At 47.2% G+C, this 18,036-nt stretch carries 10 protein-coding genes; 7 read left to right on the forward strand and 3 right to left on the reverse strand.

Features of this window, described 5'->3' with window-relative positions; genetic code table 11:
* Window positions 1-25: 25 nt before the first annotated feature.
* Together QWI17_RS07280 and QWI17_RS07285 are read right to left on the reverse strand one after the other, a co-directional pair.
* Window positions 26-2,221 carry a xanthine dehydrogenase family protein molybdopterin-binding subunit gene (locus tag QWI17_RS07280; RefSeq protein WP_302721856.1) on the reverse strand — a complete coding sequence of 732 codons (2,196 nt, stop codon included), beginning with the start codon at window positions 2,219-2,221 and terminating at the stop codon, window positions 26-28.
* Window positions 2,208-2,696 (reverse strand): (2Fe-2S)-binding protein, encoded by a 489-nt coding sequence (locus QWI17_RS07285; RefSeq protein WP_302721857.1) that lies wholly within the window; start codon window positions 2,694-2,696, stop codon window positions 2,208-2,210. The genes QWI17_RS07280 and QWI17_RS07285 overlap by 14 nt, the downstream gene beginning before the upstream one ends.
* A 712-nt stretch (window positions 2,697-3,408) precedes the next feature.
* Between QWI17_RS07285 and QWI17_RS07290 the strand changes: the two genes are divergently transcribed.
* The 6 genes from QWI17_RS07290 to QWI17_RS07315 all read left to right on the forward strand — a co-directional run bounded on the left by QWI17_RS07290 (window position 3,409) and on the right by QWI17_RS07315 (window position 15,630).
* Window positions 3,409-6,933 carry a GHKL domain-containing protein gene (locus QWI17_RS07290; protein WP_302721858.1) on the forward strand — a complete coding sequence of 1,175 codons (3,525 nt, stop codon included), beginning with the start codon at window positions 3,409-3,411 and terminating at the stop codon, window positions 6,931-6,933.
* Window positions 6,930-7,388 (forward strand): response regulator transcription factor, encoded by a 459-nt coding sequence (locus tag QWI17_RS07295; protein ID WP_302721859.1) that lies wholly within the window; start codon window positions 6,930-6,932, stop codon window positions 7,386-7,388. Before QWI17_RS07290 ends, QWI17_RS07295 begins: the two co-directional genes overlap by 4 nt.
* Window positions 7,375-8,565, forward strand: coding sequence for a phosphorylase family protein (locus QWI17_RS07300; protein WP_302721860.1), 1,191 nt, complete (start codon window positions 7,375-7,377; stop codon window positions 8,563-8,565). Before QWI17_RS07295 ends, QWI17_RS07300 begins: the two co-directional genes overlap by 14 nt.
* Window positions 8,566-8,978: 413 nt before the next feature.
* Window positions 8,979-10,466 (forward strand): DUF1593 domain-containing protein, encoded by a 1,488-nt coding sequence (locus QWI17_RS07305; protein ID WP_302721861.1) that lies wholly within the window; start codon window positions 8,979-8,981, stop codon window positions 10,464-10,466.
* A gap of 206 nt (window positions 10,467-10,672) precedes the next feature.
* A complete protein-coding gene (locus tag QWI17_RS07310; protein WP_302721862.1) occupies window positions 10,673-14,110 on the forward strand; it encodes a glycosyl hydrolase 115 family protein in 3,438 nt (1,145 codons plus the stop codon).
* 41 nt (window positions 14,111-14,151) lie between these two features.
* On the forward strand, window positions 14,152-15,630 hold the full coding sequence (locus QWI17_RS07315) for a hypothetical protein (protein WP_302721863.1): 1,479 nt from the start codon (window positions 14,152-14,154) through the stop codon (window positions 15,628-15,630).
* Between the two features lie 227 nt (window positions 15,631-15,857).
* On the opposite strand, the gene QWI17_RS07320 is transcribed toward QWI17_RS07315, so the two are convergent.
* Window positions 15,858-16,352, reverse strand: a complete 495-nt coding sequence (locus QWI17_RS07320; protein ID WP_302721864.1) for a lactoylglutathione lyase family protein — start codon at window positions 16,350-16,352, stop codon at window positions 15,858-15,860.
* A gap of 94 nt (window positions 16,353-16,446) precedes the next feature.
* Here QWI17_RS07320 and QWI17_RS07325 point away from each other — a divergent pair, with 94 nt between their 5' ends.
* On the forward strand, window positions 16,447-17,376 hold the full coding sequence (locus QWI17_RS07325) for a LysR family transcriptional regulator (RefSeq protein ID WP_302721865.1): 930 nt from the start codon (window positions 16,447-16,449) through the stop codon (window positions 17,374-17,376).
* Window positions 17,377-18,036: the final 660 nt, after the last annotated feature.

Below are 18,036 nucleotides of genomic sequence, written 5' to 3' on the forward strand. Positions count from 1 at the left end.
GTAGCGACAAGGCGCCTTTCCCACTTTAGCTCGCCGATAAATCTGTATTTTTAATCGGAATATTTCGCACACGCTTACCGGTAGCGGCAAAAATAGCGTTGAGTACGGCAGGTGCCGCTACTGCAATCGTCGGCTCACCGACACCACCCCAGAAACCGCCCGACGGCATGGTAATCACTTCCACTTCAGGCATATCGCGCAATTGCATCACTTGGTAAGTGTGGAAGTTTTCCTGTTCAATTCGACCATTTTTTACAGTACATTCGCTGGATAACAAAGGCGATAAACCGTAGACAAACGAGCCGGCGACCTGCGCTTCAATCTGCTGGGGGTTAATGGCGTAACCTGGGTCAGTGGCCGCCACAATGCGGTGTATTTTTAGTTTGCCATCGGTTACGGAAACCTCCGCCGCTGCCGCGACGTAACTGCCAAAACCTTTCACCTGAGCAATGCCTCGGTAAATACCTTTGGCCGGCTTCGTATCCCAACCAATACCTTTGGCTGCGGCTTCCAGTACGGCTAAATGTTTGGGGTGGTTTGCCATTAACTTGCGACGAAATGCCAGTGGGTCTTGCCCCGCGGCGTGGGCCAACTCGTCGATAAAGCTCTCCATGTAGAGCGCGTTTTGGTTTAAGTTCACACCGCGCCAAAATCCGGGGCGAATGTGCGGGTTGACCATCACCTGATCCACCAATAAATTCGGTACGCTGTAGCCAATCGCCATGTCGCCTTCGGGGTCAACCCCTTGGTACATAACCGGGTCGCCTTTACCCCCGATCGCATTGGGGTTTACATGGGCCAGAATGGATTGACCGGAAATACGCATGTGCAGAGCCTGCACAGTACCATCGTCATCCAGCGTTGCGCGCATGCGGCACTGCGTGACCGGGTGAAAATGACCTTGGAGCATGTCTTCTTCGCGCGTCCATAAAAGTTTAATGGGCGTGTCGGGTATTTGCTTTGCGACCAGCGCCGCCTGACGCACGTAGTCTGTCGCTAAACGGCGGCCAAAACTGCCGCCAATACGCATGGTGTGTACTTCACACACTTCTTTGGGTAACTCAGCGGCTTCAGCCAATGCCCCCAACGCGGATTCAGGTACTTGGGTTGCGCCCCACATTTCGCAACCATTTTTCCGCCAGCGCACGGTTGCACTCATCGGCTCCATGGGCGCGTGATTCTGATACGGGTAACTGTAGTCCGCCTCGATAACGTTAGCGGCTTTTGACAAAACGTTGGCGGCATCGCCAATGTTATTGCCCACATAATCGGTTTTCGCACTCAGCCCCTCGTGCAGTTTTTCTGCAATGCTGGCGCTGGACACTTTGGCATTTTCGCCTTCATTCCATTTAACGGGTAGGGCGTCTATGGCTTTTTTGGCGTGCCAAAAAGTATCGGCCACAACGGCCACGGCGTTGTCATCCAGCGCTACCACTTTTTTTACCCCAGGCATGCTTAACACGGCTTTGGCATCAAAGCTTGCAAGCGTGCCGCCGTGCACAGGGCAGGCCTTGGGAATGGCGATCAACATGCCGGGCAGGGTGAGGTCAGAGGTGTACACCATCGAGCCGTCGACTTTTTCTTTCGTGTCTAATCGCTTGAGGGGTTTCCCCGCAATGGTCCACAAAGACGGATCCTTCAGTTCAATGTTTTCGGGTGCTTCAATGCCATTGGCTAGAGCGGCTACGGAACCAAATGTGGTCGAATTATTGGATGCCGAATGAGTAATAACGCCTTTATTAACTTTGCATTCTTGGGCGGGCACTTGCCACTGACGCGCGGCCGCCTCCACAAGAATCGCGCGAGCGGTTGCTCCGCCTTTGCGTAAATATTCGTGTGAGCCCCGTATGGCTGTAGAGCCACCGGTTGATTGCGATTTCCAGACATTATCGCGTTGCAGATTGGCTCCGGGCTTTACCAACTCAAAGCCTACATTGTCCCAGTCACACTCAAGCTCTTCGGCCACCAGTTGCGCCAGGCCCGTAAGCGAACCCTGGCCCATTTCAATCCGCGCAATGCGAATCAGTACGGTTTCATCGGGCTGCACAACGACCCAGGCGTTCACTTCATCGGAACCGGCCTGTGCCAGTGCCGTTTTTGCCAGCGGAAAACTAAAGCCAAATACAAACGCGCCGGTAGCGACTGTCGAGCCTTTCAGGAAATTGCGGCGTGATTCATTACTGGGTGAGTTCAGAAGATCATCCTTTTTACGCGTTGGCATCTTGGCCTCCTGATTCAGCATTGGCTCTGAGTTGTTTAGCCGCTTTCTTGATTCCCTCAATAACACGAGGGTAAGTGCCACAGCGGCAGATGTTGCCCATGCCACGGCGTATATCGTCATCGCTCGGGTCGCTATTTTGCGCAAGCAACGAGGATGCGGCCATAATCATGCCGGACTGGCAATAACCGCACTGAGGTACGTCAATCTCAGCCCAAACGTCCTGAACCGGATGAAACTGCTGAACACCAAGGCCCTCAATGGTGGTTATTTTTTGATCTTCGCGAACGGCGCTAACGGGAAGTACACAGCTGCGCTGAGCCACGCCGTCAATATGAACAGTACAGGCACCACACATTGAAATGCCGCAGCCGTACTTAGTGCCGGTTAGCCCCAGTTGCTCGCGCAACACCCACAACAGCGGTGTGTCGGATTCAACGTCAATATCTTGTGTTTTTCCGTTCACATTGAGCTTCATATTTATTCTCCGTAAGGTTCAGCCGCAATCGCGCACCGCATTACCGAATTTATTAGCTTGTCAGTATAGTGTGAATGGCCGGATTACTGGGCTTAAAAGGGCTAAATTATGTAAATTTGGCCGTGGTGGATGCCACCTAAAAAACGACTTCAATTGTGAGTCGCACAGCCACCACCGCCAATAGGCTGCTGGCGGTGGTAGGCACAAACCGCAATAAACTCGCCCAGAACCGCTAGAAGCAGAAAGCCAGCCAGGGCCAACAGGGCTTGCACCACCCCCGAAGAGGGAGTAGATTTGTGCCAAATGACCCCTAAAAGAACAGGCCACCCAGTACCAAAGGAATTGGACACATGGTGCAAAACACCCCCTCAGACGAGACTTATTCGCTGGCAGGCACGGCGTGCCGTCACTGGCTGTGGAGTGCCTTGAAGGCTTTTTCCATTACGCACAGTGTCAATTCTACCCAAATAGGTCGAGCCGACTTATCGTCAAGCACTAGCAGTAGGTTGTTCAAGGGCTTTTCCCTCCTTCACAACCTCGCCATGAAGTCGAATATTCAGAATTTTTTCTACCGAATATTTTCACTTGGCTCAGCAGACGTATCAGGTTAAAAAGGATTACTACTTTAATGGCATGAATTTTCGTAAACAATATTCAGCTTTCATACAGACATAATCAGCAATTTTTCTCACCGGGAAGAGAGGAGGTTTTTGTGCCCCCAAAGAACAAAAATCGTACAAAACCAAAAAGCACGAAGAAATTAAGTGTCGCCAAAAGAATAATTATTAACTCCAACAACAAAAGGAGAATGCTCGGAAGAAAGCCTGTTCCATTAAGCGTTCAAGAAAGGGAAACTTACGCTGTAGTTGAAATTTTTTCGTCATTATCCCCACAGCAAATTTACTTAAATTTTGACGAGATAGCAAAGAGCAATCTGATCCCCAAGGCCAGCAACTTAACCCTACATAGAGATATTGTTGATTTCTATAGCGCAGCAACACCAAGCGCTACATTAGAACAAAATCTTTCATGGGGTCTAGGACTAATTTCACATCATCGGGATAAATTACAGTTTTTTATCGAAAGACAGAATTTAATAACGAGGGCAATATTAGAGGGAGATAATCACCTGGTCGAATCAATCCTCAGAGAGGTTGACGATAGATGCGGCATATCACTCTGGTCCATAAAAATACGGGCTCAGTTAACATCTTGCATGCAAAATGGCGATCAAGAAGAAAAAAAATATTTGTCCAATGCAGTTGTTGAAAACAGACTGCTATCCTCTTTGGTTGAAAAATGCTCCTTCTTTTGCAACAAAGACTCATTCATTTTATTTTTGGGAACAGAAATAGCAAACATAGAAAGAATAAACAACGAATATGTGAAGAATATTGCATGGTACCACATCGCCCCGAAAACGTTCATACGCAGATGTGACTACTTTCAACTATTAAAAACAGAGAAAAACGCATCTATAATTGACCTGTTTCTAGCAATCACCTCTTATTCCGAATTGCTATCTGAAAAAAAGGAATTAGAGGAAAGCGATCAGTCGAAAGAACTTCTTAGAGTTTTAGATGAAGACTTCCAATCCGTAACCGCAAAAAATATCCGGTATTTAAACAAGCTTATTTGCTTTGATGACCTATCATTGAACGAGAACTTTTTCTTAATCTGCAGCCTACACGAAAAGGGATCACATAAAGAATGCATAGAGAAGGCAATAGATTACGGGCTAACTCGACTACCATTTCCGATTATTGAAATGGTGGCGAAGTCCAATGTAAGAGAAAACCTGTTAAATGGCAGCGGAATCATATACGAGTTAATTGAAAAAATGCAGAGCGTGCTACTTAAAGATAGTGACTGCAATAAATCAATACAAGATCTTGACTACATATCGTATGTTTATAGGTCTATCGACTGGTTCAACGATCTAAAAACATTTATTGATCGAGAAGGAAATTTCTCTAGCAGTGAAAAAATATTTTCCTCTGAAAAGATGCTAACTATACGAAACCCGATGTTTTCTCCATCTCAGTCAACAGTATTTGGAAGTGAATACCTAGTAGAATTAACGAAAACCTTCCCAAACATATGGTTTGTTAGATTTCTTTACGAACTTTCAGTTGAAAAGGGAAGTAAATTGAAACAACTTAACGTTCCTCAAGAAATTCTTTCTCGATACAAAATAAAAGGAATGATAGATAAAGGAATGCACTTCGCCGCCACCGAAAATTTGTACAACTCAGTATCCGGCGGCACGGACAGCTTGATAACACTGGAGTCATACAGACTACTTGTTGATTGCCTTATATATTCAGAAAAACATGACGAAGCCGTAAAAATATTTACCGAAGAAAGCGTGAAAAACTCTAACTACATACCAATATTTGACATCGAGAATGTTATATCTGCCGCACTATTAAAATACAAGCGATCAGAAAAAATTGATTATCCTATATCTTTAGCCATCTACTCAAAAGTCGTTGATGACAGATATGATTCAGATCTTAAGTATAGCTTTGAGCTCTTCCTGGAAAGGAATGGAATGAGTAGACCGGAAGAACTTTTTGGAAAAGAAGATTTCTTTGGGAAAGAAAAGCTGCATTATTTTCTTAGGTGGGTTTGTACCCCTGAGAACATGAGCTTACTCGAAACCTTTTCTGACTTAGACGACATAGAGCTAAGCCGAAGTAGAATATGTAAATATTTAATTAAAAAAACTAAAAACACAAGCTCACTTACACACGAACTTATAGAGATATCCAAAAAAGAGGCCCAACGATTAGCATCAGAAGACGTAGATAAAAGTAAAATATTTGTAGACACCAGCGTGTTTACAGGGAGAGATTCTGAAAAGTTCAGGATTCTTTTTGACCGTTACATTGAACTAAAATCTAAAACCTACCATGATAGCGAGGATGAATTATTATTTGAAGAAATATGCGAAACCACAAGAAGGAATGAATCGTTAAAAGATTCAAGCATTAGCTTTCCCAGCATACTCTCAAGCATCTACATTCAAGGCATGAACTTAAATAAGAAAAACTCGATGTTTTTAGGTTTATGCAAGTTATTTAGGGAGGAATTTGCCTATGGACAAAAAGGTTTAAATAGCCATCTAAGTACTCGGATTCGCCATGGCTATCTACCAACCGCTATTGAAAGACCCTTCAAAGATGAATCAATTCTATTTAAAGACAACCAAGGCAGTCACAGAATTTTCAAAAAGTCAAGATGGTGCGAAGGAAGATTTATATTTTCCGATAACCAGGCAGATCATGTTTACCAAGAGCTTTGCGAGTTCTCAAAACTTCTTCAGGAGCACATAGAGCTAATTAATGACCAATGGCTTCAAATATATACTCTTGACTCCGAAGTATCCCAGATTAAAAATATCGACGAGGGAACAATTGGAAAAATTAATTTTTCAGTATCCCCCATAGAATGCTTTTATGTTGAAAAAAAGCTTCCGATTTCCCCCACTTATGAAGATCTTGTCAAGGTCATGATAGACTGGCTCTGGCAGAAAGCTGACGATAGCTTCTTTGAGATACGAAATAGAATCGAAAATCAAAGCAGGACACACATAGCTTTATTGACAGAAAATCTATTAACAAACATTAAAAGCAAGACTGAAACTTGTTGGGCTCAACACGAACTTTGCAACAGTGTTGTTCGAGCAAAAAATAAAATTAACGCCCAGATTGATTTAATATGTTCATGGCTTGATCGAAAAAGCTCACCCGAAAGCAATCGAGAGCATGATGTTCGCGTAATCCTACAGATGGTTGCAGACTCATTATCAATAGATTTTACATATACAGAAGAATTCAAGTATAAGATATACGGATCATCTGTTAACTATTTTGTTGACATATTTCATATTCTTTTTGAGAATGCCATATCTAAATCTAGAGTTTCTCATGACGAGATTGACATAGAAATAAGTATTAGCGATCGAAAAAATGGAATTCTATTTTCAATGAAGAATAGTTGCTCTCACAACAACAAGGACGCTGAATCTCTCGTATTCTATAGCGATGCATATGGAGATGAGTCGCTAATCAATGACTCGATTCAGCAGGAGGGAGGGACAGGTTTTTTTAAAATATGGAAGATACTAGAAAAGGACATGGAAGTGGAAAGCAATATAAATCTCAGCTATGAAGAAAATCGGTTCGCGATTGTATTGGAAATCGACAACCTCGAAAAACACTTATCAAAATGAAGATTGCTATAATAGAAGATCAGCCAGAAAAACTTCAAGAAATTCTATATTTTTTAGAAGAATTCTATGAAGTTAAGCCCTGCATTAAGATTTGCGAATCGCTCAAGTCCGGATTAATACTTATTAAAAATGATCAGGATTTCGATCTTATATTACTTGATATGAGCATGCCCGTATTGGATGCAAAGCATGACTCTCACGGTCTAAAGCCCGAAAATTTCGCGGGAAGAGAGCTTATGAAACAAATGAAGATTCGAGGCATCTCTGTTCCCGTGGTGGTTGTTACTCAATATGCAGTCTTTGAAAAAGACAACATCACCTTGGCGGAGCTTAATGAAGAATTTGAAAAGAGTTATCAGGATTTCTATAAAGGGTGTGTTTACTTTCAATCCTCATCTGACGACTGGATGCAAGAACTCGCTGAAGTATTAAGAGGTTGTAATGAACAGTTATAGTGTTCTTATTGTAGATGATAGTTACGAAAATCAAAAAAACATATTTGGCGCCATGGAAGGCTGCGAGAGGTATTCACATAATTCCGTCATCTCTATAAAAGATGCCATTACGGCTATGAGAAATGAACAATATGACATAATGTTTTTAGACATCCAAATACCTATGCACCTTTCTGGAGAAATATCGAGTAATGGAGGCCTTGAGCTCCTTAAGCAAATTGGCTTGAGAGATGACATATATATCCCACACCATATCGTCGGTATGACCTCGCACTCCGACTCATACCATACCCATAAGGTATATTTTGAATCGCTAGGCTGGCCAATTTTTCTAAATGCTTCTATAGAAGAAGTTAGAGAAATTTTAAATATAAAGTCAAGGCACAGCCCAAGAAAAAAAATTAAGGTAGATGTGGCCATACTGACAGCACTGCGAAAAACTGAGCTGGATGCAGTTTTGAGCTTGCCCTGCAATTGGGAAAAACTACCCCATAAGGATGTGAATACAATATATTACGTTGGAATATTTAATGATCGCCATGGAGAAAAGAAAACAATATTAGCCACTTCTTGCCCCCGAATGGGTGCTTCTGCGTCCTCATCTATATCCATGAAAATATGCGAAGAATTTTCGCCAGAGCTTTTGGTGATGACCGGAATTGCCGCCGGCATCAAGGGAAAAGTAAATATCGGGGACATACTGGTGGCTGACCCATGCTGGGACTGGGGCAGTGGCAAGATCACCTACAAAAATGGTAAAATTGAATTTCTCAGCTCCCCCCATCAAATGCATATTGAACCCAGATTTAGAACTTTTTTTCAAGACGTTTCAGCCGAAAGAACTTTTTTAGATGAAATATATAGCAACTGGAAACACCCAGGAAAACCCAGTCATTTACTAAGTCTACATGTCGGTCCGATAGCCACTGGATCTGTTGTATTAGAAGATCCCGCTACTGTCGATGGTATAAAAAAACAAAACCGTGATGTAATAGGTGTTGAAATGGAGGGTTATGGTCTCTTTTCGGCTACAAAGTATGCATCTAATTTCGTAGAGCCACTTTTAGTAAAATCTGTTTGTGATTTTGCGGATCCAGACAAAGACGATAGCTGGCAGGCCTACGCGGCATACACTAGTGCAAGTTTAGTGTATAGATTTCTAACCACAAGCTACTAGGACGTAAGATAATTAAAAAAAGGTGAGAAATTATTTCCTACTATTATGGTTAAGTCTTTTCCTCTTTCTATAAAATCACCAAGTTTTTGAGTGGCGCAGCCTGAATCGATGCTCAAAGCGCTTCAGACAGAAATCTGGAATAACCTTAACCTCAAAATCAAACCCCGCCAGCCAGCTGACCTCAACCCCCTCCCAGTTGGAAGCTGGGGCAGGGGAGTGTGCTGCCCTCCCACCAACATCCGCCTATGCATAGAGTCGCATTCACCAGAGCGTTGGTTGCGCCTAGGATATAGTCAGTGGCACAATAAGGAACTAGTATACAAGTTGCGTTAAAGCCTTGCTGGCAACGGCGTGACTGAAGTCCAGTCGCTGAACTGGACTAGGATATCAATTGACCGCAAAGCGTGGTGTTTATGATTCAAATAACAAGGCTCCTAAAAACGCTTACCCTGAGCGTTTTCTCGCTGGCATTGGTGGCCCTGACGGCCTGCGCTGGCAACGTTAAGGAATCGAACTCTGTATCGAACGGGGATTCAAGGGCGCGAATGTTGGTGCTTACCGACATTGAAGCCGATCCGGATGATGCCCAAACCCTGGTCCGGCTCCTGTTATATGCCAACGAAATCGATCTCCAAGGCTTGGTGGCCACAACATCCGTTCACCAACAAACCATGGTGGCCCCCGAATCCATTCACACCATTATTGATGCCTACGAGAAGGTTTACCCCACACTCTCGCAGCATGCACCCGACTACCCCACGGCAAATGAACTTCGAGCCTTGGTCAGCCAGGGATTGCCAACATACGGTATGCAAGGTGTAGGCCCCGGCCATGACTCGCAAGGGTCAGAGAAGATAATCGAATTGTTAGAAAACGACGATGAGCGACCGCTGTGGATTTCCGTCTGGGGTGGTCCCAACACCCTGGCGCAGGCTCTGTACAAACTGCGGGAAACGCGCAGCGATTCGGAGTTGAAGCGACTGGTCAGCAAACTGCGTGTCTATACCATTTCGGATCAGGACGACTCGGCCGCCTGGATGAGGGAGAACTTCCCAAACTTGTTTTATATCGTCAGTCCGGGTGGTTACGGAGCCGCCACCTGGACCGGGATCAGCACCGTCGTGGATGGCTTTGATAATACCACCATCAGCAACCAATGGTTGGCGAACAATATCCAGCAAAACCACGGCCCGCTCGGCGCTCAATACCCAGACGTTGCCTACGGAGTGGAGGGGGATACACCCTCTTGGTTAAACCTTATTCCTAATGGTTTAAACACGCCGGAGCGTCCGGATTGGGGCGGCTGGGGAGGGCGCTACGAGCGTTATGTACCGGAACTCAGCGCGCTGGACCCGGAGGGTTTCACTGGTGGCGTGCCGGTAGAGGCGGAAACCCGCCCCATTTGGACCAATGCCAATGACACCTATGAGCCCCACGTCTATTCTGATTTTGGACGCTCATTGGAGCCTCTGGGAAAAACCTTCGAAGGCTACCGCGTAACGCTCTGGCGGTGGCGGGATGAGTTCCAGAATGATTTTGCCGCGCGCATGGATTGGACCACTAAGCCGTACGAAGAGGCCAATCACCCGCCGGTTCCCGCGCTCAATCATGCCGAGCGTCTCACCGTAAGTTCGGGCAGCTACTACAATCTGGACGCGCGAAACTCCTTTGACCCGGATGGCGACAGCCTTCAGTTTTTGTGGCTGAACTACCCGGAAGTGGGAACGATGCCCACGGAGCCCGTTAACGTGGACAGCGCCGACAACATGGCGCGTGTACACATGCGGGCGCCGGAAGTGGAACAGCCTCAAGAGCTCCACTACATTCTAAAAGTCACTGACCGGGGCAGCCCGCGACTCACCCGGTACAAGCGGGTTATTGTCGAAGTCACTCCAGATTAATACTCGCGTGTTCAAGCCGGCGGCGGTGTGAAATGTCGTCAAGGCAGGGCTCTTCCCGATCTTTCCCGGGAAGAGCTGAGAATAACAACTGTCGTTATAAGCCTTCATCGACACTTAAGATCCTGAATCATTGATAATTTCCGTACTGCTGCGGCTCCTGCCACAAGAGGTAACGTATGCCATCCGATGTAATAAGAAAAATACGAATGGCTTCAAGGCCTGTACTCTATTCAGTGCTGATCACAGTGGTTGGCTGTCTGGTAATGTCGTGTAGCTCTCAACACAATGGCGCCTCGACACCTCTGAGTCTTAACGACACGGTAAGCTTCTCGGGGACGGACTATGTTCACACGTCTAAGCCGGCAAAGGGTGCTTTTCCGCTAGTGAGTAATGGGCATGCCGCACCAATCTGGGTGAGTCAGGCAGATCACACCGGGGTGCTTCAGGTCGCGGAACACTTGCAACAAGATATCAACAGGGTAACCGGCCAGTTGCCGAGGCTAGTGCACGCAGAGGGCGCTACGGGCCCCGTGGTACTGGTGGGAACGCTTGGTAAAAGCCCGGTTATTGATACCCTGGTTGAGGAGGGGAAACTTGACGTCAGTCAAGTACAGGGGCGCTGGGATACTTACGCACTGCAGACCCTTGAAAACCCGCTTCCGGGCGTTGAGCAGGCGCTGGCAATCGTCGGCAGCAACAAACGTGGAACCATCTATGGTATGTACGAGTTGGCGCAAAACATTGGCGTATCACCCTGGCACTGGTGGGCGGATGTTCCGGTCAAAAAGAGCAAGACTCTTTACGTCGAGTCGGGGTTTCATTATTCCGGTGAGCCTGTGGTGAAGTACCGGGGTATCTTTATTAACGATGATTGGGGCCTTATGCCGTGGGCGCAGGAAAAATTCGGTGGTTACAATTCCGACATGTACGCTCACGTGTATGACTTACTGTTAAGGATGCGTGCAAATTACCTTTGGCCCGGAATGCTGGGTAAATCTATTTACCGAGATGATCCAGAGAGTGCTCGTCTGGCGGATGAGCTGGGGATTGTCCTGGGGACCTCTCACCATGAGCCGATGACACGAGCCCACTCCGACTGGAGCAGAGCGAAGAGTGATTATGGTAATGCCGAGTGGAACTACGAGACGAATAAAGAGGGACTAAAGAAATTTTGGCGTGAAGGAATCGAGCGCAATAAGGACCATGAGGTTCTGATCACAATCGGTATGCGCGGTGACGGTGACAAGGGCTTGGAAGGCGACGTCAAGAACAATATTCAGATAATGGAGGATATTGTTTCTGATCAGCGCTCAATTATTGAGGATGTGAAAGGAAAGCCCGCCGAGGAAGTTCCTCAAGTTTGGGCACTCTACAAAGAAGTACAGGACTACTATGAAAAGGGGATGGAAGTTCCCGACGATGTAATTCTTCTGTGGTGTGATGATAACTGGGGCAATTTACGCCGCGTTCCCACCGCTCAGGAGCGCACCCGATCCGGGGGCGCAGGAATTTACTACCACTTTGACTATCACGGGGCGCCCAGATCTTATGAATGGATCAACACCAACCCGTTGCCCAAGGTGTGGGAGCAGATGAACTTGGCGTATGAGTATGGCGCCAATAAAATCTGGGTCGCCAATGTCGGTGACATCAAACCCATGGAAGTTCCGACGGAATTCTTTCTGGAGATGGCCTGGAATCCAAAGGCCATGAACAAAGAAAAGATCGCTGAGTTTACCGTCAAATGGGCTGAGCGAGAATTTGGTGGCGCCTATGCCAAAGAAATAGCGGACATTGTAACGAAATACGCGAAATACAATGCCTGGCGTAAGCCGGAACTGCTATCCCCGGACACATTCAGCCTGGTCAATCATCGGGAAGCGGAGCGGGTTTTGGAAAAATGGACGGCCATTTCCCAGAAAGCGGAGGCTATCTATGAAAAGTTGCCGGCTGAGTACCAGAGTGCTTTCTATCAGTTAGTGTTATACCCGGCCAAGGCGAGTGCAAACGTGGTGGACTTGTACATTACAGCGGGGCGAAATCAGTTGTACGCCCGGCAGGGGCGAGTCAGTGCCAATGTGTATGCCCAAGAGGTTGCCGTAAAGTTTGAGCGCAACGAGAAAATGATCGAGGAATACCATAGCTTGGAGAATGGTAAATGGAATCACATGATGAGCTATCCATTTATCGGCTATACGAGTTGGAACGCCCCGGATAAGAACACCATGCCTGAGGTATCAAGTGTTGATCCGAAAAACGAGGCATCAATGGGGGTTGCCATGGAAGGCAGTGAGTTTTCCTGGGCGGAACAATTAGCCCCAAACACGATCACCTTCGAGCTTGAAGCGTTTTCGGGTCAAGAGCGCTTTTCGCCCTTTGTTGTAATAGCGGATCAGGGTGCGTCCCGGGGAAAGGCCGTCGTTTGGCCGGAGTCCGGTACAGAGGCCGCGATTACTGACCCCGACAGCGATGAGAGTGGACGGTTTGGTTTCACGTTTGAATTGTCCGAGCCTTCCACGCTCACTTTCAAGCTACGGCTAAGCGCCGCCAACACGCACGACGACTCGCTGTTCTACAGACTGAATTCTGGCGAGTGGCAGGTTAAGAACAATGTCGAATCCACCGGCGGGTACTTGGTGGTTGATGTCAACACCTTTAGCGACGTTCCCGCAGGCACTCACACCATAGAGATTATGCGCCGTGAAGATGGTTTGAAGCTGGACAGGGCTTACCTGACGGCGAACAGCGGTCAGGTGTCCAGCGCTCAGGCTCAGGGAGCCGTCCCCGCCGAGTTGCCAACCTTCGACTCGATCAACCAGCAAACGTATTGGGTCGATGTATTCAATCGCGGCACCCAGAATGTTGCGGTTGATATCAAGGCAACCAAGCCCTGGATTCAAATCTCTGACCCGCAGGTTCTCGCGGGGGGCGATACCCGGTACTGGGTTGACGTTGACTGGAGCAAAGCGCCTGTTGGCAAGCACTCCGGAGCGGTCGTCGTGTCAGAGAAAGGGGGCGACAGCGTCACTATTACCGTCAATGCCGTGCGGTCGGACAAGTTTGAGCACGAGCGCTTGAACGCCCATGGTGGCCTAACGGGGCCGATCACGTTTGCGGCCGAGTCCTACCACAAGAACGTGGCCAAACGCGATGTGGCCTGGGAGAAAATCCCTGATTACGGTCGGGGTGTATCGGGTATGTCGGTGTTCCCGGCGCGAAGCGAAAGCGCGATACCAGCAGAGAACGCCCCCTATCTTGAGTATGACGTGTTCATCGCCGAGCCGGGTGAGTATACGGTTGACGTGATCACGGGTATTGCCCTGAATATCCAACCGGACCGTGGTGTTCGATTGGCCGTATCCTTTGATAATCACGATCCCGTCGTAATCGACGCTTTCTCGGGGGAACAATACCAAGACCCCAGTGAGCGGAAAGACAAATCATCACCGGCCATTCTCAGCTGGTATGAGTGGGTTAAAGACAACGCGCGAACCATGAGCAGTCAGCATAAGATCAGCGAACCCGGCATCCACCGTTTGAAGATCTGGATGGTCGATCCGGGAGTGGTTTTGGAGAAAGTCGTCGTACACCGTGGCGATGTGCGCAAGAGCTACCTGGGGCCGCCTGTCAGTGAAATCCACTAGGCTTCCGCTTGGAAAATTCATATCGTTTTGGAATAGTGAAGATGATCAAGAAAATTATATCAACGTATTTAGTTGTTGTGTTAGGGCTCGTTTTAAGCGGTTCAAACTCTGTGTTGGCAGAAGTTAACAGCAAAGCAGACTCGTCTATTCAGCCCTATCACGAGAATCAATGGTATTGGCAGTATAAAGGCGAGCCAATCATGTTGATTGGGGGGAGCAACGAAGACAACCTTTGGCAGTGGACAGGAAAGCAGCTGACCGATCATCTTGATTTGTTACGGTCGGTCGGTGGTAACTATGTTAGATGCACGATGTCAGACAGGAAAGATGGCAATGTGTTTGCGGTTGAAGAAGTCGACGACGGCAAGTATGACTTGACCCAGTGGAATGGCGAATACTGGAGCCGACTGGATTTTTTTCTTAAGCAAACGGAGAAGAGAGGAATCATCGTCCAGCTGACGCTATGGGACTGGTTTGACTTGTTGTACGACCGTTTTCCTGTTCACCCCTTAAACCCGGAAAATAATGTCAACTGGGAGCCCGAAACAATTGGGGATGCGAAAGATTTCTACGGTAAAGCTGTTGAAGAGAAAAACGAGCCGGTGCTGACTTATCAGCATAGGTATGTCGATAAACTATTATCGATTACGCTGAATTATGATCACATTATTTACAACATCCAGAACGAGAGCTCGCTTGGGGCTGAGTGGGAGAATTACTGGGCTAAGTTCCTGAAAGACTCTTCGATGTCGCAGGGAAAAAACATACATGTCACCAGTATGCAGTTACTACCCGGTAATTCAGTCAGGCATGCAATGTCGAATAGAGAATTATACTCCTACGTTGAAGTATCTCAGAACAACCAGAACGCTGCTGGAGCCATTGGATACAAACATTATGAGAACTTAATCCATTGGCGGAGCATGATCGATGCGCAGCAAGAAGGGCCCATGCCAATGAATAATGAAAAAATCTATGGCGCGGCCGCCGGAGAAAACACTTCGGCCGGATCAGCAAATGAGGCGGTCGAGAGGTTTTGGAGAAATATATTTGCTGGCGCTGCGTCTGTGAGATTTCATAGGCCCGCAGGAGACTGGTGGGGGATCGGTCTGAGTGATAGAGCGCAGCATACGATTAAAGCAGCCTCTATGTTTTTAAAAGAGTTTGATATCTTCAATTCTACGCCCTATCCAGGCTGCGAGACGATTGGCCACCACATTAAAGCTGATTATTGTCTGGCGAATGTCGGCGAGGCCTACGCTGTCTACTTCCCTGACGGAAGAACGACGATTGCGTTAGATCCATGGGTCTATATAGATGAGGTCAATATTAAGTGGCTCAACCTCACAAGTGGTGAGTGGAAAGAAGAAACCCAGACGCTGGATTGGACCGAAATTCCTTGGCAAGGGCCCGACAGAGTTTTAACTATTTCCCCCGGCGCTGGTGCTGGTGGCCCTGAAGACGGTTATGGTACGGGCGACCCCTTCATAGGAATTATAGAGCCGACATCGGCTAATTAATAATATAGAGAAATGGTTGTGAGGCTATACGTTTTCCGGTAAAAAACTTAGCCGTCCCTAGCAGGCTAAGGCGCGGTGAAGTCCCACACAGCACGGATAACATGTGGGATCCTTAAAGGGCAGGGGAGACACGCCGATTTTGCGGCAGTAGCCCACGTACTGAATAAAATCGAGCATTAAAAACCGTGGAGTAGCCCGCTAAAGGCTACTCCGTAGTCCACATATAATTAACTGTAAGCGCCCGCCGAATAGGTTAGCTCATAGCTGTGGCTGTAAATTTCTAAAATATTGCCAAACGGGTCTTCCATATAAACCATGCGGTAGGGCTTCTTACCGGGAAAGTATTCGCGTATAGGCATCCGCTGCTTGCCGCCAGCGGCGACAATTTTTTCAGCTAAACCTTCAACGTCCGGATCTTGCACGCAAAAATGAAACACACCGGTCTTCCAGTACTCGAAGTTATTGTCCGGTTTTTCGGCGTTGTTAAACTGAAATATCTCAACGCCGATACGGTCCCCGGTAGACAGGTGTGCAATTTTAAGCGAGCCCCAGCCCGCGCCAAACACATCGGTACACATAACCCCTACGGCGCTATCGTCTTCCTCGATAGTCGTTGGGGGCATAATCAGGTACCAACCTAGTACGTCGGTATAAAATTTTACGGCGGCTTCCAGGTCAGTGACCGATAAGCCTATATGAGAAAAACTGCGGGGGTAGGTCATAACAAATGCTCCGTTGGTTAATGTTCCCCCAGATTAGCCCTAAGCCGCTATAATAAAAACCACGTAGTGCTTATGGCTTTGATAAGGGATTCTTATGCTAAACCCCCAATGGCTCCGAACCTTTGCCGTAGTGGCCGATACCGGTAACTTTACCCGCAGCGCCGAGCGCTTAGGGTTAACCCAGGCCGCGGTAAGCCAACATATCGCCCAGTTAGAGCAACAGCTGGGGCCGATTTTGATTCGCAGACCCAGAAACATGGAGCTGACGCCAGCAGGGCACGCATTACTGGTGTACTGCGCGGAACTTCAGCAAGCCGATCACCGGCTGCAACAACGACTCTCCCGAGGTGAGCGGCACAAAGGCGATATTAGCCTGATCACCCCCGGAAGCAGCGGCCTGTTTTTATATCCGTTATTACTCGATTTACAGCAAAAACACCCTGAAATCACCATAAAACACCGTTTCGCGCCCAACCCCGACATCATCCAGCAAGTGCTGGATAACTCTTTTGAAATGGGCTTAGTCAGCGTTACACCCGATGACACACGACTAACAGCCACTCAGTTTACCGAAGAGCCACTGGAGCTGGTCGTACCGGCCAGTGCCGATATCTCTGACTGGAACGATCTACGGGCACTGGGGTTTATCGATCATCCTGACGGCCTAAATATGGCAACACGCTTGTTAAGCCGGGCTTATCCCGGCGCGGGAACGGTAAAAGAACTACCTGTACGCGGTTTTATCAATCAGGTGGGCTTAATTTTAGAGCCCGTGGCACGCGGGCTGGGTTTTACCGTTATTCCTAGATACGCCCGCAAAGCCTTTGCCAATTCGCGCGCGATTAAAGTCGTAGCGCTGGAACACAAGGTTATGGACGTGCTGTGGCTGATTCACCGCGCCGAGTGGCCATTGTCCGCCAGAGCCCAATTTGCTTTAGATTATTTAACACAGAAAATCACTGCCCTAGAACACGCGGAGGATCACACTGAAGGCGACAGTGACTCACGTTTTTTAAACAACTAGACCCAGGCGTAAACGGTCGTAACATCGACGCTATCTCCGGGGCTCAGTGCCTTCGGGAAAAACGCCCGTTAGTGCTTTTACTACGCTCTCAGAATGCCAAATGAACCTAGAAAACTATTGACCTACCAACTAAACCCGGACATTGCACGGCCTACTAAATCATTGTTTTTAATGGCTTTTTATTTTTTACTTTACAACCAAAGTAGGAAAAATTTGTTGAAAACACAAATTTTGTTAGATCTCATGAGCTTACAACTATAAATGGAAATCAATCGGTCAAGAAAATTGCGGTCCTGTGCCGATTTCATTGTTATCAGTCTACGTTTTTTAATTTGCGCGTAAATTGTTGCATATGACAATGGCCTTGCTAACACTCCTGGGCTAGCGCGCTCAAACAAAAATATTATATTCACGTGTTTAACGCGCCGGACAAAGGTCGCGAAATTCATCATTGTGATGCTTGCTCATAGACACTCCACTTGGGCAATTTATTATCAATCATAAAACCGTCCTCAATACCGACGAAATTCCATACTTTAACTTTAGAGCTTGTAGTTTTCAGCTTGTTGGGACCGCCTTTGGATATTGGTCGCTCCATGTCATAGCAACGTAAAAGTGTTCTTACGGTGAATAACCAATGAGCCTGTTTATTCTAAATGG

The sequence above is a fragment of the Gilvimarinus gilvus genome, assembly GCF_030518155.1.
In the GTDB taxonomy this organism is placed as follows: domain Bacteria; phylum Pseudomonadota; class Gammaproteobacteria; order Pseudomonadales; family Cellvibrionaceae; genus Gilvimarinus; species Gilvimarinus gilvus.

Excerpts from the sequence above, each read along its gene's own strand:
- QWI17_RS07325 (WP_302721865.1), top strand. The coding sequence starts at position 16,447 with ATGCTAAACCCCCAATGGCTCCGAACCTTTGCCGTAGTGGCCGATACC.
- QWI17_RS07295 (WP_302721859.1), top strand. The coding sequence starts at position 6,930 with ATGAAGATTGCTATAATAGAAGATCAGCCAGAAAAACTTCAAGAAATT.
- QWI17_RS07280 (WP_302721856.1), bottom strand. The coding sequence starts at position 2,221 with ATGCCAACGCGTAAAAAGGATGATCTTCTGAACTCACCCAGTAATGAA.
- QWI17_RS07320 (WP_302721864.1), bottom strand. The coding sequence starts at position 16,352 with ATGACCTACCCCCGCAGTTTTTCTCATATAGGCTTATCGGTCACTGAC.
- QWI17_RS07300 (WP_302721860.1), top strand. The coding sequence starts at position 7,375 with ATGAACAGTTATAGTGTTCTTATTGTAGATGATAGTTACGAAAATCAA.
- QWI17_RS07285 (WP_302721857.1), bottom strand. The coding sequence starts at position 2,696 with ATGAAGCTCAATGTGAACGGAAAAACACAAGATATTGACGTTGAATCC.
- QWI17_RS07315 (WP_302721863.1), top strand. The coding sequence starts at position 14,152 with ATGATCAAGAAAATTATATCAACGTATTTAGTTGTTGTGTTAGGGCTC.
- QWI17_RS07305 (WP_302721861.1), top strand. The coding sequence starts at position 8,979 with ATGATTCAAATAACAAGGCTCCTAAAAACGCTTACCCTGAGCGTTTTC.
- QWI17_RS07310 (WP_302721862.1), top strand. The coding sequence starts at position 10,673 with ATGGCTTCAAGGCCTGTACTCTATTCAGTGCTGATCACAGTGGTTGGC.